The sequence below is a fragment of the Rahnella perminowiae genome, assembly GCF_019049695.1.
Classification (GTDB): domain Bacteria; phylum Pseudomonadota; class Gammaproteobacteria; order Enterobacterales; family Enterobacteriaceae; genus Rahnella; species Rahnella perminowiae.
On record NZ_JAFMOT010000174.1, the window covers coordinates 95,672 to 113,275 of the forward strand.

General features: G+C 50.4%; 18 protein-coding genes. 15 read left to right on the forward strand and 3 right to left on the reverse strand.

The window, feature by feature from the left end; all coding sequences use genetic code 11:
• Positions 1-386: 386 nt before the first annotated feature.
• The 3 genes from J1781_RS11790 to flgA form a co-directional block, all read right to left on the reverse strand.
• On the reverse strand, positions 387-824 hold the full coding sequence (locus J1781_RS11790) for a flagellar protein FlgN (protein WP_129952756.1): 438 nt from the start codon (positions 822-824) through the stop codon (positions 387-389).
• A gap of 49 nt (positions 825-873) precedes the next feature.
• Entirely contained in the window at positions 874-1,176 is a 303-nt protein-coding gene (flgM, locus tag J1781_RS11795) for a flagellar biosynthesis anti-sigma factor FlgM (protein ID WP_129952757.1), read from the reverse strand.
• 159 nt (positions 1,177-1,335) lie between these two features.
• Positions 1,336-2,112 carry a flagellar basal body P-ring formation chaperone FlgA gene (gene flgA, locus J1781_RS11800; RefSeq protein ID WP_217233621.1) on the reverse strand — a complete coding sequence of 259 codons (777 nt, stop codon included), beginning with the start codon at positions 2,110-2,112 and terminating at the stop codon, positions 1,336-1,338.
• A 113-nt stretch (positions 2,113-2,225) separates the two neighbouring features.
• On the opposite strand from flgA, the gene flgB reads away from it, so the two are divergent.
• The 15 genes from flgB to J1781_RS11875 all read left to right on the forward strand — a co-directional run bounded on the left by flgB (position 2,226) and on the right by J1781_RS11875 (position 17,602).
• Positions 2,226-2,636, forward strand: a complete 411-nt coding sequence (gene flgB, locus J1781_RS11805; protein ID WP_129952759.1) for a flagellar basal body rod protein FlgB — start codon at positions 2,226-2,228, stop codon at positions 2,634-2,636.
• Between the two features lie 6 nt (positions 2,637-2,642).
• A complete protein-coding gene (gene flgC / locus J1781_RS11810) occupies positions 2,643-3,047 on the forward strand; it encodes a flagellar basal body rod protein FlgC (RefSeq protein ID WP_013575164.1) in 405 nt (134 codons plus the stop codon).
• Between the two features lie 11 nt (positions 3,048-3,058).
• Complete coding sequence (gene flgD / locus J1781_RS11815) at positions 3,059-3,763, forward strand: flagellar hook assembly protein FlgD (RefSeq protein WP_129952760.1); 705 nt, start codon at positions 3,059-3,061, stop codon at positions 3,761-3,763.
• A 77-nt stretch (positions 3,764-3,840) separates the two neighbouring features.
• Positions 3,841-5,085, forward strand: a complete 1,245-nt coding sequence (gene flgE / locus J1781_RS11820) for a flagellar hook protein FlgE (RefSeq protein WP_129952761.1) — start codon at positions 3,841-3,843, stop codon at positions 5,083-5,085.
• Positions 5,086-5,119: 34 nt separating this feature from the next.
• Positions 5,120-5,875, forward strand: a complete 756-nt coding sequence (locus tag J1781_RS11825) for a flagellar basal-body rod protein FlgF (protein ID WP_129952762.1) — start codon at positions 5,120-5,122, stop codon at positions 5,873-5,875.
• 21 nt (positions 5,876-5,896) lie between these two features.
• Positions 5,897-6,679, forward strand: coding sequence for a flagellar basal-body rod protein FlgG (flgG, locus tag J1781_RS11830; protein WP_013575168.1), 783 nt, complete (start codon positions 5,897-5,899; stop codon positions 6,677-6,679).
• 127 nt (positions 6,680-6,806) lie between these two features.
• Positions 6,807-7,511, forward strand: a complete 705-nt coding sequence (locus tag J1781_RS11835; RefSeq protein WP_129991917.1) for a flagellar basal body L-ring protein FlgH — start codon at positions 6,807-6,809, stop codon at positions 7,509-7,511.
• Between the two features lie 10 nt (positions 7,512-7,521).
• Complete coding sequence (locus J1781_RS11840) at positions 7,522-8,628, forward strand: flagellar basal body P-ring protein FlgI (RefSeq protein ID WP_129952763.1); 1,107 nt, start codon at positions 7,522-7,524, stop codon at positions 8,626-8,628.
• Positions 8,628-9,578, forward strand: coding sequence for a flagellar assembly peptidoglycan hydrolase FlgJ (gene flgJ, locus J1781_RS11845; protein ID WP_129991814.1), 951 nt, complete (start codon positions 8,628-8,630; stop codon positions 9,576-9,578). The genes J1781_RS11840 and flgJ overlap by 1 nt, the downstream gene beginning before the upstream one ends.
• A 140-nt stretch (positions 9,579-9,718) precedes the next feature.
• Entirely contained in the window at positions 9,719-11,371 is a 1,653-nt protein-coding gene (gene flgK, locus J1781_RS11850; RefSeq protein WP_217220558.1) for a flagellar hook-associated protein FlgK, read from the forward strand.
• Positions 11,372-11,398: 27 nt separating this feature from the next.
• Positions 11,399-12,361 (forward strand): flagellar hook-associated protein FlgL, encoded by a 963-nt coding sequence (gene flgL / locus J1781_RS11855; protein ID WP_217233622.1) that lies wholly within the window; start codon positions 11,399-11,401, stop codon positions 12,359-12,361.
• Between the two features lie 496 nt (positions 12,362-12,857).
• Positions 12,858-13,568, forward strand: coding sequence for a hypothetical protein (locus tag J1781_RS11860; RefSeq protein ID WP_217233629.1), 711 nt, complete (start codon positions 12,858-12,860; stop codon positions 13,566-13,568).
• Between the two features lie 4 nt (positions 13,569-13,572).
• On the forward strand, positions 13,573-14,991 hold the full coding sequence (locus J1781_RS11865) for a MotA/TolQ/ExbB proton channel family protein (protein WP_217233623.1): 1,419 nt from the start codon (positions 13,573-13,575) through the stop codon (positions 14,989-14,991).
• 20 nt (positions 14,992-15,011) lie between these two features.
• On the forward strand, positions 15,012-16,331 hold the full coding sequence (locus J1781_RS11870; protein ID WP_217233624.1) for a TolC family protein: 1,320 nt from the start codon (positions 15,012-15,014) through the stop codon (positions 16,329-16,331).
• A complete protein-coding gene (locus J1781_RS11875) occupies positions 16,328-17,602 on the forward strand; it encodes an HlyD family type I secretion periplasmic adaptor subunit (protein WP_217219788.1) in 1,275 nt (424 codons plus the stop codon). The genes J1781_RS11870 and J1781_RS11875 overlap by 4 nt, the downstream gene beginning before the upstream one ends.
• The last annotated feature ends 2 nt before the right edge of the window (positions 17,603-17,604 follow it).

Below are 17,604 nucleotides of genomic sequence, written 5' to 3' on the forward strand. Positions count from 1 at the left end.
GTAGATCAGGTGACATTTGAAATACAGAGATAAAACCTCAGATAATAAAAAACCGCCATGTGCGGTTTTTTAATGCAACCCCTAAAAACCTTCCGGAAGCCGTCTCCCATTCTCAATGTTTGCTCATTTTATCGGTATGGATACACAGTTGATATTTCCCCGCTGCGGCAAAATCCACAACCGGGATTTGCAACGCATTGGCAGTAGGGGTTCAAGATGCTGCGGGCGCTTTCAGAAAGCTTGCCGAGTGAGAGTTTCGAGACGTAAGGCTCGAACACCGAAATGAGGGAACCGCGGAGCGGCAAGATTCCGCGCCTTTCACGGTGGCATCTGAAACATAGCCAGCATCAAACATGGCAAGGTTTGAAAACCGCCCCCGTTTCGGTTTAAACCGAGATCTTGCGTACGGTTTGCCCCGAAACGGTTTCCTGCCCGTTCGGCCCGTAGAATTTCTGCGTCTGACTGGCGTTAAGGATCGCCAGCGCTTCGGTGTTATAGGCAATCTGCTTGCCCAGTAACATGCCGTTGTGACGGTTAATCTGACTCAGTTTAGTGGTCAGTTGCACCACATCTTTCCACATCGCGGAGATTTCCGGCTGTCGGGAATAGGGGGCTGTTTGCCTGAGGCGCTCGTCATGCTGACGACGCTGTTTATCAAGATAGTCTACCGTGGCTAACAATGAACTTTTCTGCTCGGTTATATGCTGCAAGGCTGCACCATTCACGCGTCCTGAGCACAGTATCGTCTGTTCGTGATTAATCACCTGATCCAGCGCTTGCAACGTTTCAACCAAGGTAGTCATGGTCTTGATAAAATTCTTCATCGGGCCTTATTACCTTCCAACTTTTTGTCTTTACACTGATATTTTCAGCTTAAAGACCTTTGAGATAATCCTGCGTGTCCTGTAACAAAGCATCAGCAATTTTGCCGGTATCCATCGTCAGTTTACCGTCGCGGATAGCTTGTTTCAGTTCGTCGACACGTGCCGTGTTGATGTCCTGTGCACTTGACTGCGTCAGAGACGCTTGCGCTGAACTCAGTGTCACCGCCGTACCGCTGGTGGTGGTGCCAGAAACAGACTGTTCTTTACGCGCGTTCTGTACTGACGCTTCAGACGGCTCGCGCTGCTGGATCGGGGTTAAAGGTGAGACACCTTGAGTACGATCGATAGCCATAAATTTCTTCTCCAGTATGAGGACTCAGGGTTTAGAAAATCTCATGAAAACCCTAAAAATGCCGTCACGGGACGACTCTGATACGTTTGTTATCGACATGTGGCGCAATAACTTTAACCTTTATTGCAGCTTTTTGTAGAGCTACGGCTGCATTTAGGATTATATCGTCACTGTCACAGACCCATCTGAGCCTACCGTCCCGTTCACAATTGCACCTGACGGCATTCTGATCCGCACTGATTCATTCGCTGCAGCATTGTTCATCGCCTTACCGGCGCTTGACACATTAAAACCACTGCCTGTTGCCTGAACCTGAACTTCCTGCCCCGCGTGAACCATCCACGGCCGGCGCAACATCGATAACGTCAACGGTTGCCCGATGCTGATATTGCGCAGCGTGATGCCATTCACAGCCTGCTGACTGTCGAGAATGACCTTCGGCGGCAACAGATCCAGTCGCCCGGTTTTTTGTTGCATATCTGTTTGTGCCAGGTGAGAGCCTGCCGGTACGTTCTTTGCCGCGATCCAGTAAGTGCCGCTGACCTGCACTTTAGTTTGTACGTAACTTTTCTGACCGTTGCAGTTCACCGCCACGGAGACATTGCCCCAGGTGCGACTGTTCGGTGAAAGCATAAATTGTGGTGATAAACATTGTGGCTGGCGCGCAGCCGGGGTGTTTACGACAACGGTCACCTGCATCCCGCTGTCGGCATATTGCTGCCGGAAGAACTGCTGAATTTGCGAGGACAACAGTGTATCGCTATTGGATGAGGCCGGCACGCTTTTGACGGGCAAAGGCTGGGCATAGCTCATCGCACCAGCCATTACACCTATCAGGATGCAACCCAGCGTAATGTCTGAACGACGGATTTTCAGCATATTCATTCGCGTTTTACCTTTGTGCCAGCCTACTACTGCCGACAAGTCTACGCTCACTTTGATATTCCTAAAGGGACAAATAGCGCCCGATTTCATGCTTATTCAGACGATAGCCAGTTGACACTCGCATTTATGCTGTCGACTCCAAAATCTCACTTTGCGGAGGGCGCATGCTCGACAAACTGAACGCCGCACTACAGTTCCAACAGGAAGCGCTCAACCTGCGCGCCCAGCGGCAAGAAATTCTTTCAGCCAATATCGCAAACGCCGATACCCCGGGGTATCAGGCTCGCGATATCGATTTTGCCAGTCAGTTACAAAAGGTGATGGAGCAGGGGCGTGCGAGTGGCAGCGGCATTTCTTTGTCTCTGACGTCTGACCGCCATATCGCGGCGTCCAACGTTCAACCTGCTGATATGGATCTGATGTACCGGATCCCGGACCAGCCATCGGCAGATGGCAACACGGTCGATATGGATCGTGAACGTACCAATTTTGCGGATAACAGCGTGCGCTATCAGACCGATTTGACCGTTCTCGGCGGCCAGATCAAAGGGATGATGTCGGTGCTGCAAGGATAATAGCCCATGTCAATGCTTGGTATTTTTGATATCGCCGGTTCTGCGCTGGCCGCGCAGTCTCAGCGTCTGAACGTCAGTGCCAGTAACATGGCCAACGCCGACAGTGTCACCGGCCCGGATGGTAAGCCATATAAAGCAAAGCAAGTTGTTTTCCAGGTGGATGCTGCACCGGGTCAGGAAACCGGCGGCGTGAAAGTGGCGCAGGTGGTGGATGACCCGGCACCGATGCGCATGGTGTATGAGCCAGGTAATCCGATGGCGGATGCAAAAGGCTATGTGCAGATGCCAAACGTAGATGTGGTCAGCGAAATGGTGAACACCATCTCCGCTTCCCGCAGTTATCAGGCTAACGTCGAAGTGCTTAACACCACTAAGTCGTTAATGATGAAAACCCTGACTCTGGGGCAATAGCGGAGCGAATCATGGCAATTACCACGTCAATTAATGACACCACTGATAACACGACGATCAGCAGTACCAGCTCCGGCGGCTCGTCTACGAAGGGAACCAGTTCAGCGGATGATCTGTCCAGCAGTTTCCTGACCCTGCTGGTCGCCCAGCTGAAAAACCAGGATCCCACCAATCCGATGGATAACAGCCAGCTGACCAGTCAGCTGGCACAAATCAGCACAGTCAGCGGGATTGAAAAACTCAATACCACGCTGGGCAGCATTTCCGGGCAAATCACCAGTGGTTCATCGGTTCAGGCCAGTTCGTTGATCGGCCACGGCGTGATGGTGTCCGGCAGCGCAATTCTGGTCGGCAGCGACACTGACGGCACGGTCAGCACCACGCCATTCGGATTTGAGCTGGAAACGGCCTCTGATACCACCACCGCCACGGTCAGTGATTCCACCGGTAAAGTGGTGAAAACCATTACGCTGGGCGCACAGACTGCTGGCGTGCACAGCTATACCTGGGACGGTACACAGGACGATGGCACCAAAGCACCGAATGGCAGTTACAGCTTTAGCATCAATGCCCTGAAAAATAATCAGCAAATGGTGGCAACACCGCTGAATTATGCGCTGGTCAATGGTGTGACGACAGATTCATCCGGGAATACCGCGTTGGATCTGGGCGTGCGTGGAACCGCGAAAGTTGATTCTGTACGCCAGATTTTGTAAGCGAGCAACTCAGACCGCTCCCTCCCCTGCGAAGGGGGAGGAGCTGTAAACACTACCCACAGTAAAATGGAGCTAATATGAGCTTTTCCCAAGCAGTCAGCGGCCTGAGCGCGGCATCGACTAACCTCGATGTGATTGGTAACAATATTGCCAACTCCGCGACCGTCGGTTTTAAAACAGCGACCGCCTCTTTTGCCGATATGTTCGCCGGTTCCCAAACCGGTATGGGCGTTAAAGTCGCCGCTGTTACTCAGAACTTCAATGACGGTACCACCACCAACACCTCCCGCGGTCTGGATGTCGCGCTGAGCGGCAACGGATTCTTCCGGTTGTCCGACAGCAGCGGTGCCATTTATTACTCACGTAACGGTCAGTTTTCACTGGATGCCAACCGTAACCTGGTGAACATGCAAGGTTTGAGCGTCACCGGTTATCCGGCGACAGGTACGCCGCCTACTATTGCGGCGGGTGCGCAGCCGGTTGCCCTGAACATCCCGACCACCATGATGAGCGCGAAAGCGTCTACTTCTGCCACGATGGTGGCTAACCTGAACTCAACGGACAAGGCTATTCCGGCCACCAAAACGTTCAGCAGCAGTGATGACACCAGCTACAACTACGTCAACAGCATCACCACCTATGACTCACAGGGTAATGCCCACGATAACAACGTCTACTTCGTGAAAACTTCTGCCAACAACTGGGATGTTTATGCACAGGACGGCAGCGTGGCCGGTTCAGCGGCCGCCAAAATTGGGGCTATGCAGTTTGATACCAGTGGTGCGCTGGTCGGCACAACCAATGCGGCAGGCACTGCCAATGCCGGTCTGGCACTGACGTTGCCAATGAACACCGCCACTAACGGTACCGTAACGCCGCAAACGGTGTCTCTTGATTTCACCGGCAGTATCCAGCAGAGCACCGGCAGCGACAGCATCGGTTCCCAGAATCAGGATGGTTATGCAGCGGGTCAGATGACCGGTTATACCATCAATGACGACGGCACGATTGCCGGCACTTACTCCAACAACAAAACCCAACTGCTGGGTCAGATTGTGCTGAGTAACTTCTCTAACCCGGAAGGCCTGAAATCTGAAGGTGACAACGTGTGGACGGCGACGTCTTCTTCCGGCCAGGCTGTGACCGGCATTGCAGGTCAGGGCGGTTTAGCGTCAATGACCAGCGGTGCGCTGGAATCTTCCAACGTCGATCTGAGTGCGGAACTGGTCAACATGATTGTTGCGCAGCGTAACTACCAGTCGAATGCGCAGACCATCAAAACTCAGGACTCCATCCTGAACACGCTGGTTAACCTGCGTTAATACGCGTTCTATCACCTGAAAACAGGGCAGCATTATGGATCACGCTATCTACACCGCAGGCGGCGCAGCCAGCCAGACGCTGGTTCAGCAGTCGGTGACGTCGAGTAACCTGGCTAACGCCAATACACCGGGATTCCGTTCGCAGCTTTTAGCGATGCGCGCAGTGCCGGTGGACGGTGAAAGCCTGCAAACCCGCACGCTGGTCACGGCGTCCACGCCGGGCGCAGATATGACGCAGGGAAAACTGAACTACACCGGGCGTCCGCTGGATGTGGCTTTACAGCAGGACGGTTTCCTTGCGGTGCAGATGCCTGACGGCTCTGAAGCGTATACCCGTAACGGTGACATGCAAGTGTCACCGACTAACCAACTGACCGTTCAGGGTCATCCGGTTATGGGGGATAACGGCCCGATTGAAGTTCCGCCGAACTCTCAGCTTACGGTCTCTGCGGACGGGACGATTGCCGTGCTTGAAGCCGGTGCTGATCCTAACACGATGGGTCAGCTCGGTAAGCTCAAGCTGGTGAAAGCGGCCAACAATGAAGTCACCCGTGGCGATGACGGTATGTTCCGGCCAACGCCGGCGACCGTTCAGGCGCGGGGTGCTGCTTTACAGGCTGACCCGACCATTCACGTTATGCCCGGAACGCTTGAGGGCAGTAACGCGGATCCGGTCTCCACCATGGTTGACATGATAGCTAACGCCCGCCGCTTTGAGATGCAGATGAAAGTCATCCACAGTGTCGATGAAAATGAACAGAGTGCCAACAATCTGCTGTCAATGAGCTGATGATGGCAGAGGAGTAATGACATGATCCCATCGCTGTATATTGCGAAAACCGGTCTGGATGCCCAGCAGACCAATATGGATGTAATCGCCAACAACCTGGCGAACGTCAGCACCAACGGCTTTAAACGCCAGCGTGCAGTATTTGAAGACCTGCTTTATCAGACAGTCCGTCAGCCTGGTGCGCAGTCTTCTGAGCAAACCAATCTGCCATCCGGTTTACAGATTGGTACCGGTGTGCGTCCGGTTTCTACGGAACGTTTATTCTCGCAGGGCAACCTGTCGCAGACCAGCAACAGCAAAGATATCGCCGTTAAAGGGGAAGGTTTCTTCCAGGTTCAGTTGCCGGATGGCACGACGGCCTATACCCGTGATGGTTCTTTCCAGGTTGACCAGAACGGTCAGCTGGTGACCTCAAGCGGTTATCAGGTGATTCCTGCTATCACTGTCCCGGCCAATGCCCTGAGCATGACCGTCGGGCGTGACGGTATCGTCAGTGTGACCACACAAGGTCAGACTGCCGCCCAGCAGGTGGGGCAGCTGACGCTGAGCACCTTCATCAACAACAGCGGTCTGGAATCGTTGGGTGAAAACCTGTACCAGGAAACCCAGAGCTCCGGTGCGCCAACCGAAAGCACTCCGGGCCTGAACGGCGCGGGTCTGCTGTATCAGGGTTATGTGGAAACGTCTAACGTCAACGTGGCGGAAGAGCTGGTCAACATGATCCAGACCCAGCGTGCTTACGAAATTAACAGTAAAGCCGTGTCCACGTCGGACGAAATGCTACAGAAACTTTCCCAGCTGTAACGTTTAGCGGTTGATTGAAAACAAGAGGACAGGGGCGGAAACGCTTCTGTCCTGAACCGGTTCAGATCCCTACCAGGTCGATTTTTTAAAGGCGATAACTGTGGTGACCAAAAAAATAACGTCGGTAATGACTTTTTCTAAAGACCGACCAGGCAAGCTGGTGCTGCCGCTGTTAATCACGTTACTGGCGAATGGTTGCGCGTATATGCCGCATACCCCGCTGGTACCCGGAGCAACCACAGCGAACCCTGCGCCAGCGGCACCGCCGGTTCCTAACGGTTCGATTTTCCAGTCAGTTCAGCCGATGAACTACGGTTATCAGCCTCTGTTTGAAGACCGCCGTCCACGTAACGTGGGTGACACGCTGACCATTGTCTTGCAGGAGAATGTCAGTGCGAGCAAAAGCTCCTCGGCGAACGCCAGTCGTAACGGCGCAACCACCTTTGGTGCTGCGACAGCGCCACGTTATCTGGAAGGCCTGTTCGGCAATGCCCGTGCCGATCTGGATATGTCCGGTGCCAATACCTTTGCCGGTAAAGGCGGCGCAGCGGCCAATAACACCTTCAGCGGCACCCTGACCGTGACGGTGGCGGAAGTGCTGGCCAACGGCAACCTGAAAGTTGTCGGTGAGAAACAAATTGAAATTAATCAGGGAACTGAGTTCATCCGGTTCTCCGGTGTGGTCAACCCGCGCACCATCAGCGGTGCGAACGCCGTGATCTCCACCCAGGTGGCTGATGCACGCATCGAGTACGTCGGGAATGGCTACATCAATGAAGCGCAGAACATGGGCTGGTTGCAGCGGTTCTTCTTAAACTTATCGCCGTTATAACGAGGCAATCATGCGAAAACTACTTTCCGGTATTATCTGTCTGGCGATGTCCGCCCTGGTGGTACTGCCCGCATCCGCCGACCGTATTCGTGATCTGACGACGGTACAAGGTGTGCGTGATAACGCCCTGATCGGCTATGGTCTGGTGGTGGGCCTTGACGGCACCGGTGACCAGACCACACAAACGCCTTTTACCACCCAGACGCTGACCAATATGTTGTCCCAGTTGGGTATTACCGTACCGGCGGGCACCAACATGCAGTTGAAAAACGTCGCCGCCGTCATGGTCACGGCCAAAATGCCCCCGTTTTCCCGCGCCGGACAGGCGATTGACGTCGTGGTTTCTTCTATGGGTAACGCCAAAAGTATTCGCGGCGGTACTTTGCTGATGACGCCGATGAAAGGGGTGGATAATCAGGTTTACGCACTGGCGCAGGGTAACGTGCTGGTCGGCGGAGCGGGCGCGTCTGCCGGTGGCAGCAGCGTGACGGTTAACCAGGTTTCGGGCGGGCGTATCACCGGCGGGGCGACGATTGAGCGTGAATTACCGAGTACTTTCGGTACCGAAGGCGTGATCAATCTGCAACTCAATGATGAAGATTTTAACCTGGCGCAGCAGATCAGCGACGCGATCAACCGTCAGGGGATGGGCATGGCCTCCGCCCTGGATTCCCGCAATATTCAGGTGGTCGTACCGCGTGGCAACACGTCTCAGGTGCGCATTCTGGCGCAGATCCAAAATATCGAAGTGAATGTCGGGCCGATGGACGCGAAAGTGATCATCAACTCCCGTACCGGTTCCGTGGTCATGAACCGCGATGTGACGTTGGATAACTGTGCGGTTGCCCAGGGCAATCTGTCCGTGGTGGTCGATCGCCAGAACGATGTCAGCCAGCCGAACACGCCGTTTGGCGGCGGTCAGACGGTAGTCACGCCGAACACTAATATTTCCGTCCGCCAGTCCGGCGGGTCGATTCAGCAGGTACGCTCCAGTGCCAGCCTGAACAATGTTGTCCGCACCCTGAACGCGTTAGGCGCAACGCCTATCGATCTGATGTCCATTCTGCAGGCGATGAAAACCGCCGGATGCCTGCGTGCTGATTTGGAAATTATCTGATGAGCGATCTGATGTCGATGTCAGGGGCGGCGTATGACACGCAGTCCCTTAACAAACTGAAGCGGGATGTGGCGCAGGATCCTCAGGCGCATATCAAAGAAGTGGCGAAGCAGTTTGAAGGCGTGTTTGTGCAGATGATGCTGAAAAGCATGCGTCAGGCTCTGCCGCAGGGTGGCATTCTGGATAACGAATCCACCAAACTTTATACATCGATGTACGATCAGCAAATTGCCCAGGACATGTCCGACAAGGGGTTGGGCATGGCCGATATGATGGTTGAACAACTGACCGGTGGCAGCAAGCAACCGTCCGAACTGGCGGGAACGGTGCCGATGGCGCTGGACGGTGAAGTGCTGAAAACTCTGCCGGTTCAGGCGATGGAGCAGTATCTGCGTAAAGCTATTCCGACTGCGCCGGACCGCACCACCGGCGGCGCACCGTTGCCAGCCGACAGCGGCCAGTTCGTGTCCAGCCTGACCATTCCGGCACAGGTCGCCAGTAAAGACAGCGGGATTTCGCATCAGCTGATCATGGCGCAGGCTGCACTGGAATCCGGATGGGGCCAGCGTGAAATCCCGACCGCAGATGGCAAACGCAGCTTCAACCTGTTTGGTATCAAAGCGGGCAGCAACTGGGACGGTCCGACCACGAATATTACCACCACGGAATACACCAACGGTGTGGCGAAAAAAGTGCAGGCCAGTTTCCGTGTGTACGGCTCTTATGTGGAAGCCATCAGTGACTACATCAAATTACTGACCAATAATCCGCGTTACGCGCAGGTGGCCTCAGCTAACACCCCTGAACAAGCCGCACATGCACTGCAACGTGCCGGCTATGCAACTGACCCGAATTACGCCGACAAACTGGTGAGTGTGATCCAGAAAATTAAAGGCGCGGGCGAGCAGGCCGTGAAGGCCTATAGCCATGATTTAAAAGATATCTTCTAGTCCTGCAAATCCTCGTTTTTTTTCTCAAGTTTTAGCGGTGCAGGCCGATAATACGATCAGAATGGGAAAAGGGGATAACCCCCGTTTCAGTTCCCTTAATTATACGGTGGTAAAAGTCACCGGCAGCCAAAAGGTCACTCATGTCCAGCAGCTTAATTAATACCGCAATGAGCGGACTGAACGCAGCGCAGGCGGCGCTCAGTACCACCGGGAACAACATCGCTAACGTCAGTGTGGCGGGTTATAACCGCCAGACCGCCATTATTACGCAAAGTAATGGTACCTCGACGCCTGTCGGTTATATCGGAAATGGTGTGACGGTGACGGGTGTGAATCGTGAGTACAATTCTTTCGTGGTGAAACAGCTTCTGGGTGCCAGCGCAACCGGCAGCGCGCTGTCAACGCAGCTTGATCAGGCCAGTTCTATTGATGACCTGCTCGGCGACAGCTCCACCGGTATTGATGCCACCATGTCGACCTTCTTTAAAGGCCTGCAAACGCTGACCAGCAATGCCAGCGACAGCTCGGCGCGTCAGTCTGTTCTGGGGGAGGCTCAGGGTTTAACCGCCCAGTTCAACAGTTCCGCCAAATACCTGAACGACATGAATACCGCCGTTAACCAGCAGGTCACGCAGAATGTTGACCAGATCAACACCTTTGCGTCGCAGATTGCCAAACTGAATAATCAGATCACCGCAACGCGCGGCAGCACCGGACAGGAACCTAACGCCTTGCTCGATCAGCGTGACCAACTGGTCAGTCAGCTGAACAACGTCACCGGTGTGGTTGTGACCCAGCAGGACGGAGACACCTACAATATTTCCTTCGCCAACGGCACGCCGCTGGTGAGTGGCGGCAACGCCAAAACGGTTGTTGCCATGGCTTCGAGTGCCGATCCTTCCAAACTGACGGTCGGCATGACCCAACCTGACGGTTCGGTTTCTGAAATTCAGGAAAGCCGTCTGACCACCGGTTCGCTCGGCGGTACACTGGCTTTCCGTAAAGACAACCTGGAACCGGCCATTAACCAGCTCGGGCAACTGGCGCTGGCGCTGTCTGACAGCTTCAACACCACCAACAAAGCCGGTTTTGATCTCAACGGTGATGCGGGAACGAACTTCTTCTCCTTCACCGGTGCCACTACCGTAGGCAACACCAAAAACACCGGCAGTGCACAAGTGAGCGTGGCGTATACCGACACGGCAGCAGTGAAGGCCAGCGATTACACCATGGCTTATAATGGCAGCAGTTGGGATGTGACACGCGTCTCCGACGGAGCAAAAATCACCCCGACAGCAGGCACCGACAGCAGCGGTAATCCGACGATGAATTTCGACGGGTTGTCTGTTTCCGTCAGCGGTACGCCGGACAACAATGACAGCGTGACCATCAAAACGGTCAGTAACGTGGCAGGCAGCATGAATGTGGCCATCAGTGATTCTTCATTGATCGCCGCTGCGGGCGCGGCAAACAGCGGTGTGAGTGACAACACCAACGCGCAGAAATTGCTGAATCTGCAAACGGCAAAACTGGTAGAAGGTAAATCCACCCTGTCAGGCGCTTACGCCAGCATGGTAAGTAACGTGGGCAACCAGGTTGCCACCCTGACAACTACCAGTACCTCGCAGGCCAATATTGTCACGCAGCTCACCAGCCAGCAGCAGTCTATCTCCGGGGTCAACCTCGATGAAGAATACGGCGATCTGCAACGTTACCAGCAATATTATCTGGCGAACGCGCAGGTCGTGAAGACGGCTTCGACGATATTCGACGCGATCATCAACATTCGCTGATCCCAGAACTGACAAGGAACTGATGCCATGCGTCTTAGTACCAATATGATTTACGACCAAAACATGAATGCGGTGCTGGATGGCCAGAACCGCTTTCAGGCGACAGGTTTACAGCTGTCCACCGGCAGCAAAGTAAGCAAACCTTCGGATGATCCGCTGGCGGCGTCGCAGGCGGTGCTGGTGCGTCAGGCGCAATCGGAGAACAGTCAGTTTTCCGTAGCCCGTACCTTTGCTAACCAGAGCATGAGTCAGGAAGAGTCGGTTTTAAGCAGCGTGACCTCGACCATTCAGTCTGCGCAGACGCTGATTGTTCAGGCCGGTGACGGTTCTTTAAGCGATGATGACCGCTCTTCTCTGGCGACCAAACTGGAAAGCCTGAAATCGCAGTTACTGAACCTTGCGAACAGCACTGACGGTAACGGCCGTTTCATTTTCGCCGGCTACAAAAGTGATACCGCGCCGTATACGCAGGACGCCACAACGGGTGCGGTGACCTATTCCGGGGGTACGACGTCCATTACGCAGCAGGTTGATGCCAGCCGGACGATGACCATCAACCATACCGGTAACCAGATTTTTGATTCATTAACCGGTGATGCGAAAGCCGAACCGGACGGCTCGCCGAGTGAGACAGATGTGTTCAAAACCATCGACGGTGCACTGACCGCGCTGAAAACGCCTTCGGCGGCTAACACCACGGATACGCAATACACCGATGCCATTGATAAAGCCAACCGTGGCCTGAGTAACTCACTCAACAACGTACTTTCCGTGCGTTCAGAGCTGGGTACGCAGATGGATGAACTGGACAATCTCGATACGCTGGGCGACAACCGTGACCTGGCGAACTCCACCAAACTCAGTAACCTGGTAGATACAGAGTGGACCTCCGCCATTTCAACCTATACATTGCAGCAGGTCGCGCTTCAGGCATCGTATAAGACATACAGCGCCATGCAGGGGATGTCCCTGTTCCAGATGAATTCGTAATACTCTCCGGCGCGTAATTTTACGCGCCAAACCTTCACTCTTCATTATCGCTGCCTGCCTTTACCGCAGGTATGCAGACATTTTTCTGACTGTACTTAAACCGGGTACTTTCAGCTTTGTATGTCGTCTTTCTAAGGTTTGGCGACATACTCTTTTTCACTCCCTCTGATCCTATTTTCTTCCAAATATTCCCTCTGAAAATATATTTTCCCACAGGCTTATTGTCTTTAAATCATCAGATCAATAGCTGAGCGGAAGCTGACGTGTCAGCCATCCGTAATCTACAACTTTCGATATGTGTTTTGGTTTATAACCCCTGTCACTTACGCTTTCGTTTTACTGAAATATCATCCGGTGATGGGTCGGATAATTCTATATTTTCAACAGGATACAAGATATTTAGCAATGCTTAATACTTAAGTAAGAGGATATCCTGGCCTGGGAAATATACAATTTCTGAATAGATTATTTAATCGTTTCACTGTCTGGATGATATATGGAAGAAAGTAACCCATGGCCCACCTTTGTGGATGCCTTCTCTACGGTTTTATGCATCTTCATTTTTTTGATGTTGGTATTTGTTCTCAACAGCATGTTGACGATGTATGAAAGCGCTAAAAAACATTATGTTCCTGAAACCCCCTCGGCGACATATACCGCAAAGGGATTACCTGAACAAACGGCATTACCCAAGCCCGTAGAGTCGCAAAAAAATATGAGCAAATCTGCTGAAAATGTCCCGGGAAATCATTCCACCGACGTAGCAGAAAACGAGGGGAAACAATCTCCGGCTCAAACTGAAGAGCAAAAGGAAAACCAGACAGTCATAACGCTGGCACAACAAGGAGGCACGCCGGTGCAAAACGCTAACGGCAAGTTTGATGTGCAAAAAGAAAATCCGGCATATGAGATAAAAGGTAATCAATTTATTATTCATTTTAAAAAAATGGAACAGGGTTATTCCCCTGAAATTATAGATAAATTGAATGAATGGTTAAAGGCTGATAATAAAGCTGCTTCTGTCAAGGTATATACCAATGTCGAAAAATCTATTTCCGTCTCCGATGCTATGCGACTTGCTTATCAGCGGGGAATTATTCTTTTGAAAATTGTGAAAGAGACTGAAGCTAATCAGGACGTCGCTATTTCAGTGATCAACGATGCTGCTGTTATGAATAACAGCGCTGTCATTACAAAAACTGAGTAACATAATGAATTACATTAAACAAAGTGGTATTTTCCTGAAGAATAAAATGGGTTTTTTGGGTGCTTTATTTATTGCCTTAATCCCTTTGATACTCATGATCGTTCCTGGTGTCCGAAGTTATATTATCGGCACTTATGCCGTCGCAGCATTTTATAATACTGTCGTCATCATTGTGTATGCCATCGGTTGTGTGATCGTATTATCATCATTTATTGAAATAAACAGATGCGACACTGTATTAAAAACAAAAGACGATAAAAAAACAGCTCACCTGTTAGGGGATGCGAATAAAATTGTCTTTAAAAAAGAGCACGGTCTTGACGATGACACATTACTGTCAGTGTATGAAAACATTGATGAAAGTGTGAACCGTAAACACAACCAACGCATGTCTGCGATTTTAAGTTGCGCCAATATTTCCACCATGATCGGTCTGCTGGGCACGTTTGCGGGTCTCTCGCTGACCATTGCGTCGGTTATCTCCTTGCTTGATAAATCACAAATAGGGGGAGGGAATGATGCGGATACTCTGAAGATCATCGTGAACGTTGTCTCTTCTTTGTCTGAACCTCTCCGGGGTATGAATACGGCGTTTGTTTCTTCAATTTATGGTGTGGTCAGCGCCATTCTTCTGAACGTCATGAGCTCGCTGGTTCGCAATGCGTTCGTCCGTCTCAACGTGACGCTGCGCGATACTAAGCTCGAATTCATTCGTGAAATGAAGCGCAAACATCAACCCGCAAAGACCCGCACTCTGCGCATTGTTTCATCGCTGGATGAAATGGTCAGTGACATTAAAGATACGCTGCTCAGCTTCCAGGATCGTTTACTGAATATGTGCGCAGACTCGAATAATACCCTGCACAGCATGGTCGAGCAGGACAACATCAGCCATACACAGCGCGCACAATTTGAAACGTCATTATTGACCGTCTGCGAAAGGGGCGCGGGCCAGTTAAATGAAATCCATCAGGGTGTCATGAATGCAAATCTGCAATTAACCGATCAGCACACAGCCATTACTGCCACACAGCAGCAGGTTTCCGGTCAGCATGCTCTTCTGGTCAGTCAGCATGAACAGCTTGATGCTCAGGAAGGTCAGCTAAAAGCGTTAAACCTTTCTCAGCAAGATATCGGGCGCAGTCAGGAAACGCTTTTGCAAGAAACAAGCAGTTTACAAAACTCGCTCACCGACCTGCATGCCACCACACAAATCATACATGAAAAGAATCATCTGCAGCTGAACAAAATGGATGAACACATTGTTCTTCATGAATTGAAAAATACCGACCTGCACAGTGAAACTCAGAGCCATATCCAGGGACATCTGAAAACGTTCGCACCTCTGTTCTCCCAAATTGCCGATATGCAATGTTCTTTGCAAAAAGATGTGCTGGTATTGAAGGATAAGAAAAAACCGTGAAAATCTCGATAATCTCATTAATGATCGGTATTACCGTATTGTCTGTGCCGGCTTTCGCTTCACAGCGCGCGGTTCAGGACAGCGGAGCCTATCCTCTTACGGTCCTGGTAAAACACGCGCTGGAAGCTCAGCCTTCGGTGGCTATTTCTTTTCTTGATATCGAACGTCGGCATCAGGAAACGAATATGAGCAAATCTTCCCTTTATCCGACATTGGATGCAACATCGGAAACTTCGCAAAAAAATAAAAGCGACGGAGACGAGAATAATATCGAAAATAAGATCAGTCTTGCCTATCGGATCGCCGATTTTGGTGTGAGGAGTAACAATATTGAGAAATCTGAAAGTGTTGAAGAAAGCAGTGCCAGTGATTTCTTGCAAAGCATGAACACAACTGCGAAAGAAACGACAGATGCTTTTCTCAATATTGAAAAACTAAAAAATATCCTGGCAAGTATTGATGAAGAAAAGATTTTCTACAAAAAAATGCTGAATGATTTTTCTGAACTCATCAATTCAGGGGTGGCGATGCAGTCAGACTTACGTAAAGTCCAGGCATCCATCGATGCGTTAAGCACGCAGGAATTAACGTATCGTTCGCAGGCAGACACCGAACTGGCTAAAATCCGTAATATGACAGGTGATGCAGTCACGTTGGAAAATATTTCCCGTTTACCTGATGTTTTTGACAGTTACAAATTTGATACCGACAGTAAAAGCGTGATTAAACAGGTAATGCGGGATAATCCGACCTGGAAGTCTCTGCAAAAAAATACTGATGCGGCATATTCAGATATTAAAGCAGCTAAAGCTGCTAACTATCCGACGATAGATGCGAACATCAACTATACCGACAATAATCCTTCCGCAGATGCTGAGCCGGAAGATTATCGAGATGAAGTTAGAGTTGGCGTGAAAATAGGATTCAATATCTTCAATGGTTTCAAAAATCAGTCAGAAGAAAGCAAGTTTGCTGCCCGCTATGGTCAGTCAAAACTGGAAGCAGATGATTTTATTTTAAAAACTCGCAATAGCATTGATGTGTCATTGTCGAAATATCGCTCCAATCTGGAAGCCCTTGATATTGCAAAGCGCTCCTATGATAACGCCGGTAAAATGACGGAGTTATACAAAGAAGAATTCAACCTTGGGCAAAAATCATTGCTGGATGTTATTTCCAGTCGCAATGAACTTTTCCAGGCTCACATATCCATGATTGAATCGACGTACGGCATCTACCAGTCCAAGCTTGAACAGATGTCGCAGATTTCGACTTTGCTCAAAGTATTGCAACTGCAAAATGATGTCATAAAACCGGGATCAAGGTCTCTTTTGCGATGAACAGAAAACAAAGTGACCATCTGATGATGGTCATAATGATCATGACGTTCCTGATCATTATTCTTTTCAGTTTGGTAAAAGTAAACTCCGTTGTACATGGGCAGGGTATTATTGCCACGAAAGATAATACTCAAATCGTTTCCCTTTCTAAAGGTGGGACAATAGAGGAGATTTTTGTCTCCGAACGTGATGTCATTAAAAAAGGCCAGATTCTCGCCAGGGTCTCAAACCTGGATGTGCAGAAAGAATATGACCGCTACTTTACCCAATCTGAATATTTGAAAAAAAGTATTGAAGAACTCACCAAGGTGTTATCCAGTGAAAATAAAATCACTGCGCTTAACGTAAGCGATCTGATCAATAAAGACATTATCAGTAATATTCAGATGGTGAAGAGCCAGATCAGAACTAAGGAAGTCAAAATTACCGGACTGTCTTCAGATATCAATGGACTGAATGTGGCAAAAATCAGTAAGAAGAGTGAACTGGGGTTGCTGCAGGAAGAAATTAATATTCTGTCTCCTCTGGTCAAAAAAGGCATCAGCTCCTACACCAACCTGTTAGATAAAAAACAGTCCGCAGTGCGGCTGAATTCTGAGCTGATTGACCTGGATAACCAGATTTCATCAAAAAAAGATGAAGTTGATTTCATTAACAGTGAAATGAATAACGCAGACTATGAACTGCGTAATTCACTTTCGAAAGATCTTGCCGAAGCTCAGAAAGAACTGGCGATGTGTGAGTCGACGATTAAAATATTATCACGTCAGTTACAGGAGACGAATGTTAAATCTCCGATTGATGGCGTCATCTATCAGATAAATAAAAGCGCATCTACGAAAGGCGGCGTCATACAGCCGGCGGATGCTTTGTTCGAAATAAAACCTTTTTCAACCCTGATGCAGGCAGAAGTCAAAGTGATGCCTAAAGATCGTGATCAGGTGTTCATTGGGGGCAAGGTCAATATCAATGTCCTGTCCTTTATGATGTCGGGCACCAAACCCTATAAAGGGACTATTGAACAGATCAGTCCTGATTCCTATGAGGAGTCTGTCAACGGTTCTATGATCCGATACTACAAAGTCATTGTAAAATTTGAAATACCCCCTCAGGACTTAATTAAAATAATGCCCGGTATGACGGTGGACGCAAATATCATTACCGGCCGGCACAGCATTATGAAATATCTCATGTCACCACTGACTAAAGGGATGAGGCAAATGTTTTCTGAACCTTTATCCCCTGCACAACGTAATGCGCCTGAATTATAATT